The organism is Niveispirillum sp., from assembly GCF_017996735.1.
Lineage (GTDB): Bacteria > Pseudomonadota > Alphaproteobacteria > Azospirillales > Azospirillaceae > Niveispirillum.
In genome coordinates, this window is record NZ_JAGOGJ010000136.1 from 1 (window position 1) to 16884 (window position 16884).

The following is a 16884-nucleotide window of genomic DNA, read 5'->3' on the forward strand; positions in this document are numbered from 1 at the left end:
CCGATACCGATTTCCTCGGCATCGAGGCGGTGGTGGCACATGAATATTTCCACAATTGGACCGGTAACCGCGTCACCTGCCGCGACTGGTTCCAACTGTCCCTGAAGGAAGGCCTGACCGTCTTCCGCGATCAGCAGTTCAGCGCCGACATGAACTCCGCCCCGGTCAAGCGTATCCAGGATGTTACCCGCCTGCGTCAGGTGCAGTTCGCAGAGGATGCCGGCCCCACGGCGCATCCCGTGCGGCCCGACAGCTATATCGAAATCAATAATTTCTACACGCCCACGGTCTATGAGAAGGGGGCCGAGGTTCTGCGCATGTACCATACGCTGCTGGGCGCGGCGGGCTATCGGCGCGGCATCGACCTCTATTTCGCCCGCCATGACGGGCAGGCGGTGACGACCGATGATTTCCTGGCCGCGATGCGCGACGCTAACCCGGATGCGGGTGTGGATTGGGAACAGTTCCGCCGCTGGTACCAACAGGCCGGCACGCCCGGGATCAGTGGGGAGGGGGCTTACGACGCCGCCACCCGCACCTATCGCCTGACCCTGCGCCAGACCCTGGCCCCCACGCCGGGCCAGCCGGTGAAGCAGCCCATGCTGATCCCCGTGGCCCTGGGCCTTGTTGGGCCGGATGGCAAGGACCAGCCGTTGACGCTGACCGGTGAGAGTGCCGCGACCAATGGCACCCGCGTCCTGGCCCTGACGGCGGCGGAGCAGAGCTTCATTTTCACCGACGTGCCGGCGGCCCCGGTGCCGTCGCTGTTCCGCGGCTTCTCCGCCCCCATCAAGCTGTCCTTCGACTATACCGACGCCGACCTGACCTTCCTGATGGCCAATGACAGCGACCCGTTCAATCGCTGGGAGGCGGGGCAGACGCTGGCGTCGCGCCTGCTGCTGGGGCTGGTCGATGACCGGGCGGCGGGGCGCGACATGGTGGTGCCCAAGGGCTTCATCGACGCCATCGGCGCCACGCTGGCGCGGGCGGGAGAGGACCCGGCCTTCGCCGCCCTGGCCCTGACCCTGCCGTCGGAGAATTATCTGGGGCAGTTGATGGAGGTGATCGATGTGGACGGCATCCATGCCGCCCGCGATCTGGTCCGCGCCGCCGTCGGCCGCACCCACCGCGACGCGCTGCTGGCGACATACCGTGCCAACGCCGAACAGGGCGAATTCAGCGTCAGTCCCGACGCCATCGGCCGCCGCGCGCTGAAGAATGCCGCCCTGGCCTATCTGATCGCCGCCGATGACGCGGATGGCAAGGCCTTGGCCCTGACCCAGTATCGTACCGCCACCGGCATGACCGATGTGATCACGGCGCTGGCCCTGATCGCCGACAGCGACCTGCCCGAACGGGGCGATGCCCTGGCCGCCTTCGCCACGAAATGGAAGGATGAGGCGCTGGTCATGGACAAGTGGTTCATGATCCAGGCCACATCGTCACGCCCCGACACGCTGGCCAATGTGAAGGCGCTGCTGGCCCATCCCGGTTTCAACATCCGCAACCCCAACAAGGTCTATGCCCTGGTCGGCGGCTTTACCGGCAATGCCGTTGCCTTCCATGCCGCCGACGGCTCGGGCTATGAATTCCTGGCCGACCGGGTGATCGAACTGAACAGGCTGAACCCGCAGGTGGCCAGCCGCATGGCCAAATCCTTCGCCCGCTGGCGCAAATATGATGCGGAGCGGCAGGCGGCGGCCAAGGTGGCACTGGAACGCGTGGCCCACACGCCCGACCTGTCGCGCGATGTGTATGAGATCATCGCCCGCAGTCTGGAGGGCTGACGTCCCTGCCCCGCTGGCGGTGGTAACCGTCGCCAGCGGGTGGCACCCTCATCGACTATTCATAAGGTTATCTATTCATAAGGTTATCTATTCATATTCGCATTTCGCACCAGCCGATCCAGGATGCATCATCCGAACACCATACATAGGGGTGTTCGATGCTCGGCTTCGGAAAAATAGATCAGAAAATCATCAATCGTGCCAATGCATTGGACGCTTTGAGAACCAACGTCATGGTTGCGGACGAAAAGTTCAACATCGTCTACATGAACCCTTCCGTCACCAACCTGATGCGGAATGCGGAAGCCGCCCTGAAAAAGGAATTGCCGAATTTCAGCGTCGATCGCCTGATCGGCAGTAACATCGACATATTCCACAAAAATCCGCAGCACCAACGGCGCATGCTCGCCACGTTGAACAAACCCCACGCTGCCACCATCCGCGTCGGTCCTCTTGTCTTCGACCTGCTGGTGACGCCTCTGGAAAGCGACGGCCGCCGTACAGGTTACGTGGTGGAATGGGCCGATGCCGCCGCCCGTCTGCAGAATCTCGACTATGAAGCCCAGTTGAAGGCCATCCACCGCTCACAGGCCGTCGTTGAGCTGAATGTCGACGGCCGCATCGTCGACGCCAATGATAATTTCCTGAAATCAATGGGGTACAGCCGGGAAGAAGTGAGGGGGCAAAACCATAGCATGTTTGTCGAACCCGATTATCGGGCCGGCAGCGAATACGCCGCCTTCTGGGAAAAGCTGCGCCGGGGTGAATATCAGGCCGCGCAATTCAAGCGCATCGGCAAGAACGGCAAGGTGATCTGGATCGAGGGCGCCTATAACCCGATCTTTGATGACAAGGGCAAGATCACCAAGATCGTGAAGTTCGCGACCGACGTCACCGCCCAGGTGACATTGCTGGGTGACCTGAAATCCCTGATCGACAAGAATTTCGGGGAAATCAACACGGCGATCGGGCGCTCCAAGTCCCAGGCGTCCCACGCCAACAGCGCTGCAGGAGACGCGGCGGACAATGTCAGCACCGTGGCGGCCGGCGCCGGTGAACTGGCGTCGTCCGTTGATGAGATCGCGCAATCCATGGCCAAATCCCGCTCCGCCGCCGACAGCGTCTTCGCCCGGGCGGAAGAGGCGGAAGCCTGCACCGGCCGGCTGACCCGTGCCGCACAGGCCATGAATGGCATCGTCGCCTTGATCCAGAATATCGCCGGTCAGATCAACCTCCTGGCACTGAATGCCACGATCGAGGCGGCGCGCGCCGGTGATGCGGGACGCGGCTTTGCCGTCGTTGCATCGGAGGTAAAAAATCTCGCGAACCAGGCGGCCCGCGCCACCGAACAGATCACCACGGAAATCGACGGGGTACAGGGTTCGTCTCGGGAAGTGGCCGCCGCCCTGGATGCCATTCGCGAGGCCGTGCATTCCGTGCGTGAACTGGTCACCACCAGCGCCGCCGCCGTGGAGGAGCAGAGTGCCGTGACGAGGGGGATATCCACCGGCATGCAACGCGCAGCACAGGCGGTGAACACCGTCTCCTCCAACATCAACGGCATTTCCGGTGCAGTGGATGCGGTCGAGGGCGCGGTGGAAAAGACCCGGCAGGCCGCAGAGGTACTGGTTCGCTGATCACGGGGGTAGTTCCGGCCACATATCACAGGAACCGCCCCTTTCCCCGTGACGGAACACAGCCGCGGCAGATAGGATAAGGTTTCCTGTCCTCATGGAAGCTGCGGATCGCCTTGAACTTCCTGCGCAAAATCCTGGCCCCCAAGGCTGCGCCCGTGAAGAAGCGGGTGCGGCCGGCTCTGCCGCCGCCCCGCCTGATGGCGGTGGAAGGCGTGCCGGTGCCGGTGGAGGTGCGGGTATCGGGGCGGGCGCGGCGCCTGTCCATGCGGGTGGATGCCGCGCGCAACATCGTGCGCATCTCCACCCCGCCGCGCGTGCCGGACGCCGACCTGCACCTGTTTGTGAGCCGGCACCGCGACTGGCTGGCACAGCGCCTGTCGGCCGTGCCGGACAAGGTGGCCTTCGTGCCCGGCGCCATCGTGCCCATCCTGGGCATCGACCATGTCATCCGCCATGTGCCCGCCGGCCGCCGCACACCACAACCCGTGACGCTGGCCGACGGCACCCGCGAATTGCGTGTGGGCGGGGAGTTGGACTTTGTGCCCCGCCGGGTGGCGGATTATCTCAAGGCGGAGGCGCGGCGCCTGCTGACCGCCCGGTCGCAGGAAAAGGCTGCACGGCTGGGCGCCCGCATCACCGGCATCGCGGTGCGCGACACACGATCCCGCTGGGGAAGCTGTTCGCCCGACGGGCGGCTGTCCTATTGCTGGCGGCTGGTCATGGCACCCGACCCGGTCTTCGACTATGTGGTCGCGCATGAGGTGGCGCATCTGCGCGAAATGAACCATTCCGCCCGCTTCTGGACCCTCTGCGCCAGCCTGACCGACGGGGTCGCCGAACATCGCGACTGGCTGCGCGCCAACGGCGCCCGGCTGCACCGTTATGGCGCCTAGGGATTTCGGCGCTGGACTGCCGGGCCTGGCGGCGCTGCTGACCCTGTCGCTGCTGCTGGGCCTGCCCGCCATTCCGGGCCATATGCTGGGGCCGGACCACCGGGGGCCGGTGCTGGAACTGTCCGTCCTGCTGGCCGTCGTGATCTTGCGGCCCCGCCGGCCCGGCAAGGGGGTCATCTGGACCCTGGCGATCTTCTGCTGGCTGATCCTGCTGCTGCGTCTGGCCGATCTGGTCAGCATGATGACGGCGGGCCGCCTGTTCGAACCGGCCTTCGACCCGGCGCTGGTTCCCGCCTTATGGGACGTGCTGGCACGCGGTCCTGGCGGGCTGCTGGCCGGGGCCGCCCTGTTGACGGCGCTGGGGGGCATGCTGTGCCTGTGCCGCTGGCTGTCGGGGCTGATGCTGCGCGCATCGCCGCCGGCATTGCCGGCCCTGGGCATCCTCGCCCCGCTGACCCTGCTCACCATGCAGCCCCTGCCCCATGGCCCTCTGGGCGTTCTCTGGGACCAGGGAAAGCGTTGGCAGGCCGCGCAAAGGCTGGAGGCGGGGATGGAAGAGGCCCTGGCCAGCGACCCGGCCGCCAGCTTTCGCGACGATCAGATCTTCGCCGCCCTGCGGGGGAAACCGATCATCCTGGCCTGGGTGGAATCCTATGGCCAATCGGCCCTGACCGACCCGCGTCAGGCGGGGCCGGTGGGCGGGCGTTTGCGGGCGATGCAGCGGGAACTGGCCGAGGCCGGGTTCCATATCCGCTCCGGTCTGGTGGAAAGCCCGGTGATCGGCGGGCGCTCCTGGCTGGCCCATGGCACCCTGCGCGCCGGCATCCGCCAGGATCAACCCCTGGCGCAGCGTCTGGTGCTGGCGGCCGGCCGCTGCGGTCTGGTCTGCACCCTGAACCGGGCTGGCTGGCGTACGCAGGCCGCCATGCCCGGGCTGACCCTGCCCTGGCTGGAGGGGCCGGCCTGGGGGTTCGAGAGGGTGATGGACCGTGCCGCCTTTGCCTATGCCGGGCCGCATTACGGCTGGTCGCCCCTGCCGGACCAGACCCTTCTGGCCAGCCTGTCGCCCGACTGGACGGGGCCGCGCCCGCTTTACCTGGAAATCGTGCTGACCAGCAGCCACGCCCCCTGGACCCCGCTGCCGGCCTGGAAGGCGGATGCAACGGGTCTGACGGATGGTTCGGCCTATGCGGGCGACGACCTGCGCGCCGATTACACGGACATGGCCGCCGGATATGGGCGATCGCTGGATTACAGCCTGCGCGCGCTCGGCGACTGGCTGGCGCGGGAAGTGCCGGGCGACGCGCTGGTCATCATCCTGGGCGACCACCCGGCGCTGGACTGGATTTCCGCCGGCCAGGGACAGCGCGTGCCCCTGCATATCCTGACCCGTGATGCCACCCTTCTCGACCGTCTGGACGGGTTGGACCTGGCCGACGGCATGCTGCCCACCGCAGGGGCAAGGCCCCTGCCAATGTGGGACATCTTCCCGCAATTGCTGGCCCGTTTCGGCCCCCTGCCCTTGCAAAGCCCGCCGATCCATGCCGACATGCAGCACAAGACGGGAAAGGCAGCGCCATGATCGACAAGCTGGAATTGTTCCTGGCGCTGGCCCGCGCCCGCCATTTCGGCCGGGCGGCGGAAGAGGCCGGGGTGTCGCAGCCCACCCTGTCCGCCGGCGTAAAACAGCTTGAGGAGATGCTGGGTGTGCCGCTGGTGGTGCGCGGATCGCGGTTCCAGGGTTTCACGGCTGAAGGTGAAAGGCTGCTGGAATGGTCGCGCCGGCTGGTCGGCGACTGGCGATCCATGCGGCAGGATATCGAGGCGCTGCGTAAGACCGTCTGCGGCCATTTCCGGCTGGCCGCCGTGCCGACCGCACTGGCCATGGTGCCGAAACTGACCATTGCCGTAATCGACAAACACCCCGGCGTGGATTTCCTGATCCTGGCGTCGAACTCTCAGAAGATCATCGAACAGGTCGAAAATCTGGCCATCGATGCGGGCCTGACCTATCTGGACAATGAACCGGTGGGAAACTTGATCCAGATCCCCCTCTACCGGGAGCGCTATCACCTGATCACCGGACCCGCCAGCGATTTTTCCGGCCGCGATGAGGTGCATTGGTCGGAATTGCAGGACGTGCCGCTGTGCCTTCTGTCGCCCGACATGCAGAACCGCCGCATCATCGACCGGGCCCTGCATCAGGTGGGCGTGAAGGCCGAGGTGGCGGTGGAGAGCAATTCCATGACGGCCCTTGCCGCCCATGTGCGCACGGGCCGGTGGACCAGCATCATGCCGACCGTCCTGATGGAGGCCTTGGGCCTGCCAGCGGAACTGGAGGCCATCCCGCTGGTCGACCCGGTGATCGAACATACGATCGGGCTGGTGATGATGGACCGTCAGCCCCATTCCCCCATGGCCGCCGCCATGATCGCAGCGGCCCGGAAATTGTCGGCCAAGCAGGGGATGCTCCCTCACCCTCCCATCGCTTAGCAGCGATGGGCCCCTCCCTCTCCCACTGACGTGGGCGAGGGGCAAACCTTAGCATCAGGCCTTGTGGTTCGCCCCTCGCCCGCTTGCGGGAGAGGGAGGGGCCCGAACGGGTCAGCGTTTGGGAGGGTGAGGGCTCAACGCCCCAGAATCTCCCCCAGCGCCGTCAACAGCTTGTCCGTCTCCGCATCGGTCCCGATGCTGATGCGCAGGAAGTCGCTGATCCGGTCCTTGTTGAAATGCCGGACCAGGATGGCCTTGGCCCGCAGCGCCGCCGCCAGTTCGCCACCCTTGTGACCCGGATGACAGGCAAAGACGAAATTGGCCGATGATGGCAGCACCTCGAACCCCAGCGCGCGCAAGGCCCCGGTCAGCCGGTCGCGCGTGGCGATGATCATGTCGCGGTGCGTTTTGAACCATTCCTGATCCTGCCACGCGGCCAGCGCACCGGCCTGGGCCAGCCGGTCCAGCGGATAGGAATTGAAACTGTCCTTCACCCGTTCCAGCGCGTCGATCAGGTGCCGCTGCCCCACGGCGAAGCCGACGCGCAAACCGGCCAGACCGCGCGACTTGGACAGTGTATGGACCACCAGCAGGTTGGGGTATTTCTTCACCAGCGGGATGGCCGTCTCCGCCCCGAAATCCACATAGGCCTCGTCAATCACCACCACCTGATCGGGATGGTCGGCGACCAGCGCCTCTATCCAGTCCAGCGGCTTGGCAATGCCGGTCGGCGCGTTGGGATTGGCCAGGATGATGGCGCCACAGGGCTGCCGGTAATCCTCCAGCCGGATCTCAAACCGCTCATCCAGCGGCACCAGCACCGACTTGATGCCGTACAGCCGGCAATATGTGGGATAGAAGCTGTAGGTGATGTCCGGGTACAGCAGCGGCGCTTCATGGTTCAGCAGGCCCTGGAACACATGGGCCAGCACCTCATCCGAACCGTTGCCGACGAAGACTTCCCCCGCATCCAGCCCATAGGTCTGTGCCACCGCCTTGCGAAGATGGATGCCCGTGGGTTCGGGATACAGGCGCAGCGCATCGCCATTGGCCGCCGCAATGGCGGCGATGGCGTGGGGCGACGGGCCATAGGGGCTTTCGTTGGTGTTCAGCTTCACCAGCCCGGAAATCTGGGGCTGTTCCCCCGCCACATAGGGGCTGAGGGTGTGGACGATGGGGCTCCAGAAACGGCTCATTCCAGTAACCTGGCTCTCATGTCGGAAAGGTTCACGGCGACAAGGATATGGGCTTCCAAAGCCTGCCGCCCATGGCGAAATGCCAGCCCTACCATGCATTTGGACGCTGTCGGTCCCCGGGGAATATGTGCGGGTGCGAACGGTTCGATCAGGATGTGCAATCGCTCAACAAAACAATCCCATTGATCATGGGGGCGTTTGGGCGAAACCTGCATGCGTGATTGCCCGCTGGAGTTCCCAATGACCCCCCCTTTGCCTTGGGACGCGCGCCACGCCGCCGATATCATTCATCGGCATCTGCATCTGGAGGGTCCAACCCTCCCGATCCTGCACGCGCTGCAGACGGCGTTTGGCCATATCCCCGACGACGCCGTGCCGATGCTGGCCGACGCGTTGAACCTGTCGCGTGCCGAAATCCATGGTGTCGTGACCTTCTACCATGATTTCCGTCATGAACCGGCGGGCCGCCACGTCATCAAGGTCTGCCGGGCGGAAGCGTGCCAGTCCCTGGGCGCGGAGAAGACCGCAACCGCCCTGCTGGAACGGCTGGGCATCGGCTGGGGCGAGACGACGGCGGATGGGACGGTGACGGTGGAGGCCATCTATTGCCTGGGCCTATGCGCCTGCGCGCCCGCCGCCCTGATCGATGGTGAGCCGGCAGGCCGCCTGGACGGGGCCAAACTGGCGGCGGCGGTGGATGAGGTGCGCTGGTCATGACCCGGATCTTCATTCCCCAGGATGTGGCGGCCCTGGCCGTGGGCGCCGAAAAGGTGGCAAAGGCCGTCGCGGCGCAGGGTGGCGACGGCGTCACCATCGTGCGCACCGGCTCACGCGGGCTGTTCTGGCTGGAACCGCTGGTGGAGGTGGAAACGCCCGCCGGCCGCATCGCCTATGGTCCCGTCACACCGGCCGACGTGCCGGGCCTGTTCGCGGCCGGGTTCCTGACGGGGGCGGCGCATCCGCTGTGCCTGGGGCCGACGGCGCAAATCCCCTGGCTGGCCCGTCAGAACCGCCTGACCTTCGCCCGTTGCGGCATCATCGATCCGCTGTCGGTGGAGGATTACCGGGCGCATGGCGGGTTCAAGGGCATTGCCCGCGCCCTGGACCTGGGCCCGTCCAACACCATCGAGGAGGTGGTGAGATCCGGTCTGCGCGGGCGCGGCGGGGCGGGTTTTCCCACCGGTATCAAGTGGCGCACCGTCGCCGCCGCCCCTGCCGACCGTCGCTATATCGTCTGCAACGCCGATGAAGGCGACAGTGGCACCTTCGCCGACCGTATGATGCTGGAAGGCGACCCGCTGGCCCTGATCGAGGGCATGGTGATCGCCGGTTATGGCGTGGGGGCGGACAAGGGCTATGTCTATTCCCGGTCGGAATATCCGCACGCCAACCATATTTTCACCCGCGCCCTTTATGTGGCACGCAAGGCGGGGCTGCTGGGCCCTTCCATCCTGGGCACGGATTTCGGTTTCGACATCGAACTGCGCGTGGGCGCCGGCGCCTATGTCTGTGGAGAGGAAACGGCCCTGCTGGAAAGCCTGGAGGGCAAGCGTGGCGTGGTCCGGGCCAAGCCGCCCCTGCCCGCCATCAAAGGCCTGTTCGGCCGGCCGACGGTCGTGAACAACCTGCTGTCGCTGGCGACGGTGCCTACCATCCTGGCCAATGGCGCCCAGGCCTATGCCGATTACGGCATGGGGCGTTCGCGCGGCACCATGCCGATCCAGATCGCGGGCAATGTGAAGTTCGGCGGCCTGTTCGAAGACGCGTTCGGCATCACGTTGGGCGAGATCGTGAACGAGGTCGGCGGCGGCACCCTGACGGGGCGGCCCGTGAAAGCGGTGCAATGCGGCGGCCCGCTGGGTGCCTATTTCCCGCCCTCGCTGTTCGACACGCAATATGATTATGAGGCCTTCACGGCGCGCGGCGGCCTGATCGGCCATGGCGGCATCGTGGTCTTTGATGACAGCGTCGACCTGTCGGCCCAGGCCCGCTTCGCCATGGAATTCTGCGCCATCGAGAGTTGCGGCAAATGCACCCCCTGCCGCATCGGCTCCACCCGCGGGGCGGAGGTTATCGACCGTATCCGCGCCGGGATCGAGGTGGAAGCCAACATCGCCCTGGTGGAAGACCTCTGCCAGACCATGAAATTCGGCTCGCTCTGCGCGCTGGGCGGCTTCACCCCCTACCCGGTGCTGAGCGCCCTTCAGCATTTCCCCGAAGATTTCCGGCGCGGGCAACTGCCCGTGGCGGCGGAATAGGGGGGCGGGGATGGTTGGACACACCGCCATTTCCGGCTATGATGCCCCCATCGCCAGCGCGCGAAAGGGAACACCATGCCCCAGCTTGACCGCATTACCCAGGACCCCGGCATCATGGGTGGCAAGCCCTGTATCCGGGGCCTTCGCGTCACGGTCGGTATGCTGGTCGGGCAGGTGGGCGCCGGACGCGGTATCGACGATCTTCTGGGCGACTACCCGTACCTGGAGCGTGAGGACATCCTGCAGGCCCTTCGCTACGCGGCGTGGCGGTCGGAAGAGCGCGAGATCATTCTGGCCTCGGCATGAGGCTGCTGATCGACATGAACCTGTCGCCGCGCTGGGTGGATGTCCTGGCGGCAGCGGGAATTTCGGCGGTGCATTGGATGGATATCGGGTCGCCGCATGCACCCGACCGGCAGATCATGGACTATGCCGCCGCGAACACCATGATTGTGCTGACCCACGATCTGGATTTCAGCGCCATTCTGGCCGCGACAAGGGGTATGCGGCCCAGCGTCGTGCAAATTCGCAGCGACGAGATCACACCGGAAGCCATGGCGTCCATTCTGGTCACTGCCCTGTTGCAAGTCGCGGACGATCTGGCCGCTGGTGCCTTGTTGACGATCGATCCCAAACGATCCCGTCTGCGGCTTCTGCCTTTGGGCTGACTTCCATCTCTTTGAATCTGCCGGCTCCCCTGGGTGCCGCCCCAATCACCCCCCTGCATCAGGAGCGGGCACGATGACCCTCATCCACGAAACCGATTTCGGCACGCCGGCGTCAAAGTCGGAAAAGCTGGTGACCCTCACCATAGACGGGCAGTCGATCACCGTGCCAGAGGGCACCTCCATCATGCGGGCGGCGATGGAGATGGGGACAAAGATCCCCAAGCTCTGCGCCACCGACATGGTTGACGCCTTCGGGTCCTGCCGCCTGTGCCTGGTGGAGATTGAGGGGCGGCCGGGTACGCCCGCTTCCTGCACCACGCCCGTGGCCCCCGGCCTGAACGTGAAGACGCAGACGCAGCGCCTGAAGCAACTGCGCAAAGGGGTGATGGAGCTATACATCTCCGACCATCCGCTGGATTGCCTGACCTGTGCGGCCAACGGCGACTGCGAATTGCAGGACATGGCCGGGGCCGTGGGCCTGCGGGAGGTGCGCTATGGCATGGACGGGGCCAATCATTTCAAACCCGACAGCCCGCTGGCGATGCCGAAGGATGAAAGCAACCCCTATTTCACCTACGACCCCGCCAAATGCATCGTCTGTTCCCGCTGTGTGCGGGCGTGTGAGGAGGTGCAGGGGACGTTTGCGCTGACCATCGAGGGGCGGGGCTTTGACAGCCGGGTGTCGCCCGGCCAGCATGACGCCTTTCTGGACAGCGACTGCGTGTCCTGCGGTGCCTGCGTCCAGGCCTGCCCCACCGCGACGCTTCAGGAAAAGTCGGTCATCGAGATCGGGCAGCCGGAACATTCCGTCGTCACCACCTGCGCCTATTGCGGCGTGGGCTGTGCCTTCAAGGCGGAGATGCGCGGCGACGAGCTGGTGCGCATGGTCCCCTATAAGGATGGCAAGGCCAACCGGGGTCATTCCTGCGTGAAGGGACGTTTTGCCTGGGGTTATGCCACCCACAAGGAACGTATCCTGTCGCCCATGATCCGTGACAGCATCGACCAGCCCTGGCGCGAGGTCGGCTGGGAAGAGGCGATCGGGTTTACGGCCAACAAGCTGAAAGCCATCCAGGCCAGATATGGCAAGGACTCTATCGGCGGCATCACCTCTTCCCGCTGCACCAACGAAGAAACCTTCCTGGTGCAGAAGCTGATCCGCGCCGGCTTCGGCACGAACAATGTCGATACCTGCGCCCGCGTCTGCCACTCCCCCACCGGCTATGGCCTGAAGACCACCTTCGGCACCTCTGCCGGGACCCAGGATTTCGACAGCGTCGAGCATACCGATGTCGTCATCGTCATCGGTGCCAATCCCACTGACGGGCACCCGGTCTTTGCCTCCCGCCTGAAAAAGCGGCTGCGCCAGGGGGCAAAGCTGATCGTCATCGATCCGCGTCGCATCGATCTGGTGAAGTCGGCCCATATCAAGGCGGAGGTGCATCTGCCGCTGTTGCCCGGCACCAATGTCGCCATCGTCACATCATTGGCCCATGTCATTGTGACCGAAGGGCTGGTGGATGAGGAATTTGTGCGCGAGCGCTGCGACTGGGCGGAGTTCCAGGAATGGGCCGCCTTCGTCTCCGAACCGCGCAACAGCCCGGAGATTGTGGGGGCCATGGCGGGCGTGGAGCCGGATGCCATCCGCCACGCCGCCCGCCTGTTCGCCACCGGCGGCAATGGCGCCATCTATTACGGCCTGGGTGTGACCGAGCATTCCCAGGGCACGACGACCGTCATGGCCATCGCCAATCTGGCCATGGCCACGGGCAATATCGGCCGGCCCGGCGTGGGCGTGAACCCGCTGCGCGGGCAGAACAATGTCCAGGGGTCCTGTGACATGGGTTCCTTCCCGCATGAATTCTCCGGTTATCGCCACGTCTCCGACGATGCCACAAGGCAGATGTTTGAGGAATTGTGGGGCGTGCCCCTGTCGGGCGAACCGGGCCTGCGTATCCCCAACATGCTGGACGCCGCCGTCGACGGCACCTTCAAAGGCCTGTATGTGCAGGGGGAGGATATCCTTCAGTCCGACCCCAACACCCACCATGTCGCCGCCGGTCTGGCCGCCATGGACTGCGTCATCGTGCAGGACCTGTTCCTGAATGAGACGGCGAACTACGCCCATGTCTTCCTTCCCGGCTGCACCTTCCTGGAAAAGGATGGCACCTTTACCAATGCCGAACGCCGCATCCAGCGGGTGCGCCGGGTCATGGCGCCCAAGAATGGCTATGCCGACTGGGAGGTGACACTGCTGCTGGCCAAAGCCATGGGCTTTGAGATGGATTACGCCCATCCCAGCCAGATCATGGATGAAATCGCCAGGGTCACCCCCAGCTTCAAGGGCGTGTCTTATCAACGGCTGGAGGAGATGGGCTCCATCCAATGGCCCTGCAACGACAAGGCCCCCCTGGGCACGCCCGTGATGCATATCGATGGTTTCGTGCGCGGCAAGGGCAAGTTTGTCATCACCGAGTATATCCCGACGGAGGAACGCACCGGAGCGCGTTTCCCGCTGCTGCTGACCACGGGCCGTATCCTGTCGCAGTACAATGTCGGCGCCCAGACCCGCCGCACCGCCAATGTTGTCTGGCATGAGGAGGACCGGCTGGAAATCCATCCGCACGACGCGGAGAACAGGGGCATCAGCGATGGGGACTGGGTGAAGCTGCAAAGCCGGGCGGGCGAAACCTCCCTGCGCGCCCTGATCACCGACCGGGTGGCGCCCGGCGTGGTCTACACCACCTTCCACCACCCGGACACGCAGGCCAACGTCATCACCACCGACTATTCCGACTGGGCCACCAACTGCCCGGAATATAAGGTGACTGCTGTCCAGGTCAGCCATTCCAACGGCCCCACCCAGTGGCAGCAGGAGTATGAGGCGCAGGCCAAACAGTCCCGCCGGATCGAGGGCCACGCGGTCGAGGCCGCCGAATGAGCCAGCCCGCGAAACCCCTCCATCGGCTGGCCTGGCGCGACGGCACGATGCAGGCCGGCACCCGCATTGTGGCCGACGAGGTGCCCGTCGCCATCGTGCATGACGGCGCCACCTACGCCGTGATGATGGCCAGCCCCGCCGATCTGGAGGATTTCGCCATTGGGTTCAGCCTGACCGAGGGCATCATCGAAACGCCGGACGAGGTGGACGACCTGGAACTGGTGGAAACCGACCTGGGCTGGGTGGTCCGGCTCTGGTTGTCCCAGCGCCCGCGCGCGGCACTGACCACCCGCCGCCGCCGCCTGACCGGTCCCGCCGGTTGCGGCCTGTGCGGGGTGGAAAGCCTGTCGGAAGCAGTGAAACCGGCCCGGCCCGTGGGACCCGGCCGCCCCCTGACACCGCTTGCCCTGGCCCAGGGTCTTGATGCGATGTCGCAACAACAGGGGCTGGGCCATCTGACCCGCGCAGCCCATGCCGCCGCCTTCCTGGCGCCGGATGGCAGCGTCACCGTGCGGGAAGATGTGGGCCGCCATAATGCGCTGGACAAGCTGGTGGGCGCGTTGGCCCGCAGCGGCCTTGATGCCGGGCAAGGCGCCATCCTGATGACCAGCCGGGTGTCGGTGGAACTGGTGCAGAAGGCGGCGATGGCCGGCGCCCCCATCCTGGCCGCCATTTCCGCCCCGTCCACGCTGGCCGTGAAACTGGCCGACGATGCCGGCATGACCCTGGTGGCCGTCGCCCGTTCCGACGGGTTCGAGGTTTTTTGCCACCCCGACCGCATCCTGATCAATGAGGAGCAGACCCGTGTCGCCTGACAAGCTGGTCATGATGGCCAACCAGATCGGCGCCTTCTTCGCCAGCCAGGGCCCGGACGGCGCGAAGGGTGTCGCCGATCATATCAAAAGCTTCTGGGACCCGCGCATGCGGGCCGGCATTTTCGACCATCTCGATAAGGGCGGCGAGGGCTTGAGCCCCATCGTCGTCCAGGCGTTGGAGAGCCTTAAACCCAAGCCATAGGGAGTTCTCTCGAACCACATCAGGGCACGCCCTGACCATTGGCACCCTTCAGGAGTTCTGATGACCGGGAACGCATCCGCGTCCCGGAATGGAGGTTTTTGTTCCCACACAACAGACCGGCGCCATCAAGAAGCACCGGCATTTCGCGTCCATCCAACTTCCGCCTTACAGGGGCGAACGAACAGGAGGAAACAAGGGCATGGTAGCGGCAGATCAAACCCAGGGTCAGGGCATTGGACAGCCCGGCCTTCTTGACCGTGAACGCATCATCGCGCATGCGGGCTTCAATCGCTGGCTGGTACCGCCAGCGGCACTCGCCATCCATCTTTGCATCGGCATGGCCTATGGTTTCAGCGTTTTCTGGCTGCCGCTCAGCCAGTCGATCGGCATTACCGCACCGGTGGCTTGCCCCGCCGATGCCGGGTTGCTGAATGCCCTGTTCACCACATCCTGCGACTGGAAGGTCGCGGATCTGGGCTGGATGTACACCCTGTTCTTTGTCCTGCTGGGGTCCAGTGCCGCCATCTGGGGCGGATGGCTGGAACGCGAAGGCCCGCGCAAGGCCGGGTTCGTTGCCGCCATCTGCTGGTGCGGCGGGCTGCTGATCTCCGCCATCGGCGTCTATACACACCAATTGTGGCTGATGTGGCTGGGCTCCGGCGTCATCGGCGGTATCGGGTTGGGCCTGGGCTATATCTCGCCCGTCTCCACCCTGGTGAAATGGTTCCCCGACCGGCGCGGCATGGCGACCGGCATGGCCATCATGGGGTTCGGCGGCGGCGCCATGATCGGATCGCCGCTCGCCAACATGCTGATGAACGGCTTCAAGACCGAAACATCCGTCGGCGTGTGGGAGACGTTTGTCGTCCTGGCCGTGATCTATTTTGTCTTCATGATGGCCGGCGCCTTCGGCTACCGCATCCCGCCGCAGGGTTGGGCGCCCAAGGGTTGGACGGCACCGCCGCCCAGCGCCAAGCCGATGATCGCGCATGGCAATGTGCATGTGAAGGATGCGCACAAGACCAGGCAGTTCTGGCTGATCTGGGCTGTGCTGTGCCTCAACGTTTCCGCCGGCATCGGCGTGCTGGGCATGGCCTCGCCCATGTTGCAGGAGATTTTCGGCGGCGCCCTGTTCGGGCAGCCGGAACTGGGCTTCTCCGACCTGAACCCCGATCAGAAAAAGATGATCGCCGGCGTCGCCGCCGGGTTCACGGGCCTTCTGTCCCTGTTCAACATTGTGGGCCGGTTTTTCTGGGCCTCCCTGTCGGACAAGATGGGCCGGAAGATGACCTATTTCACCTTCTTCGCTTTGGGTATCGTGCTGTACGCCTCGGCCCCGTCCCTGGCACATATGGGGTCGAAGATCGGGTTCGTGGTGGCCTTCGGCATCATCCTGTCCATGTATGGCGGCGGTTTCGCCACCGTGCCGGCCTATCTGGCGGACATGTTCGGGACGAAGTTCGTGGGCGCCATTCATGGCCGCCTGCTGACGGCCTGGTCCACGGCCGGCATCCTGGGTCCCGTCGTCGTGAACTATATCCGCGAGGCGCAGATCGCGGCAGGCGTGCCGCGCGCCCAGGTCTATGACTACACCATGTATATTCTGGCCGGCTTCCTGGTGCTGGGTTTCATCGCCAACGCCCTGATCACCCCCGTCGATCGCAAATGGTTCATGAAGGACGAGGATGCGGCCGCGCCGGTGGTGAATACCGGCAATGGTCAGATCGGAAGCGCGGGCGTGGGCAGCGGCGGGCTGGACGCCAAGGTGGTGCTGGCCTGGCTGGCCGTCGGCATCCCCATCGCCTTCGGGGTCTATCAGACGCTGCAAAGCGTGGTGAAGCTGTTCGGTTGAACCGATCACACACTTATACCATGTGTGGACGGCCCCTGCTGAACAAGGGCTAGGCGAAAGAATTTGTCTGGGTCGAATGCGTTCATGTGTCCGGCCTGTTTGAGCGGCGGATGACCGCTGGCCCAGATGGGTTCCGCCAAGC

The 16884-nt window shown here is 65.0% G+C and carries 14 protein-coding genes; 13 read left to right on the forward strand and 1 reads right to left on the reverse strand.

The features are described from left to right. From pepN to KBA48_RS27210, 5 genes are all read left to right on the forward strand, one after another. Positions 1 to 1787, forward strand: a 1787-nt coding sequence (gene pepN / locus KBA48_RS27190; protein ID WP_292911832.1) for an aminopeptidase N, incomplete at its 5' end; no start/stop codon positions are given. A 233-nt stretch (positions 1788 to 2020) separates the two neighbouring features. Then, a complete protein-coding gene (locus KBA48_RS27195) occupies positions 2021 to 3424 on the forward strand; it encodes a PAS domain-containing methyl-accepting chemotaxis protein (RefSeq protein WP_292911833.1) in 1404 nt (467 codons plus the stop codon). A 113-nt stretch (positions 3425 to 3537) separates the two neighbouring features. Next, a complete protein-coding gene (locus KBA48_RS27200; protein ID WP_292911834.1) occupies positions 3538 to 4317 on the forward strand; it encodes a M48 family metallopeptidase in 780 nt (259 codons plus the stop codon). Continuing rightward, positions 4307 to 5899 carry a hypothetical protein gene (locus KBA48_RS27205; RefSeq protein ID WP_292911835.1) on the forward strand — a complete coding sequence of 531 codons (1593 nt, stop codon included), beginning with the start codon at positions 4307 to 4309 and terminating at the stop codon, positions 5897 to 5899. Before KBA48_RS27200 ends, KBA48_RS27205 begins: the two co-directional genes overlap by 11 nt. Beyond that, positions 5896 to 6810: a LysR family transcriptional regulator gene (locus tag KBA48_RS27210; RefSeq protein WP_292911836.1), complete on the forward strand. Its 915-nt coding sequence runs from the start codon at positions 5896 to 5898 to the stop codon at positions 6808 to 6810. Before KBA48_RS27205 ends, KBA48_RS27210 begins: the two co-directional genes overlap by 4 nt. Before the next feature lie 134 nt (positions 6811 to 6944). On the opposite strand, the gene hisC is transcribed toward KBA48_RS27210, so the two are convergent. Next, on the reverse strand, positions 6945 to 8006 hold the full coding sequence (hisC, locus tag KBA48_RS27215) for a histidinol-phosphate transaminase (protein ID WP_292911837.1): 1062 nt from the start codon (positions 8004 to 8006) through the stop codon (positions 6945 to 6947). Between the two features lie 240 nt (positions 8007 to 8246). On the opposite strand from hisC, the gene KBA48_RS27220 reads away from it, so the two are divergent. The 8 genes from KBA48_RS27220 (at position 8247) to KBA48_RS27255 (ending at position 16742) form a co-directional block, all read left to right on the forward strand. Further along, positions 8247 to 8723: a formate dehydrogenase subunit gamma gene (locus KBA48_RS27220; RefSeq protein ID WP_292911838.1), complete on the forward strand. Its 477-nt coding sequence runs from the start codon at positions 8247 to 8249 to the stop codon at positions 8721 to 8723. Further along, complete coding sequence (locus KBA48_RS27225) at positions 8720 to 10264, forward strand: NADH-quinone oxidoreductase subunit NuoF (protein WP_292911839.1); 1545 nt, start codon at positions 8720 to 8722, stop codon at positions 10262 to 10264. Before KBA48_RS27220 ends, KBA48_RS27225 begins: the two co-directional genes overlap by 4 nt. 75 nt (positions 10265 to 10339) lie before the next feature. Further along, complete coding sequence (locus tag KBA48_RS27230) at positions 10340 to 10570, forward strand: DUF433 domain-containing protein (RefSeq protein WP_292911840.1); 231 nt, start codon at positions 10340 to 10342, stop codon at positions 10568 to 10570. Continuing rightward, positions 10567 to 10932: a DUF5615 family PIN-like protein gene (locus KBA48_RS27235; RefSeq protein WP_292911841.1), complete on the forward strand. Its 366-nt coding sequence runs from the start codon at positions 10567 to 10569 to the stop codon at positions 10930 to 10932. Before KBA48_RS27230 ends, KBA48_RS27235 begins: the two co-directional genes overlap by 4 nt. Positions 10933 to 11005: 73 nt before the next feature. Further along, positions 11006 to 13873 carry a formate dehydrogenase subunit alpha gene (gene fdhF, locus KBA48_RS27240; protein WP_292911842.1) on the forward strand — a complete coding sequence of 956 codons (2868 nt, stop codon included), beginning with the start codon at positions 11006 to 11008 and terminating at the stop codon, positions 13871 to 13873. Beyond that, a complete protein-coding gene (gene fdhD, locus KBA48_RS27245) occupies positions 13870 to 14688 on the forward strand; it encodes a formate dehydrogenase accessory sulfurtransferase FdhD (protein ID WP_292911843.1) in 819 nt (272 codons plus the stop codon). Before fdhF ends, fdhD begins: the two co-directional genes overlap by 4 nt. Beyond that, complete coding sequence (locus KBA48_RS27250) at positions 14678 to 14890, forward strand: formate dehydrogenase subunit delta (protein ID WP_292911844.1); 213 nt, start codon at positions 14678 to 14680, stop codon at positions 14888 to 14890. The genes fdhD and KBA48_RS27250 overlap by 11 nt, the downstream gene beginning before the upstream one ends. A gap of 199 nt (positions 14891 to 15089) precedes the next feature. Beyond that, the gene (locus KBA48_RS27255; protein ID WP_292911845.1) at positions 15090 to 16742 is read left to right on the forward strand and encodes an OFA family MFS transporter; all 1653 of its coding nucleotides are present in this window, start codon (positions 15090 to 15092) and stop codon (positions 16740 to 16742) included. Positions 16743 to 16884: the final 142 nt, after the last annotated feature.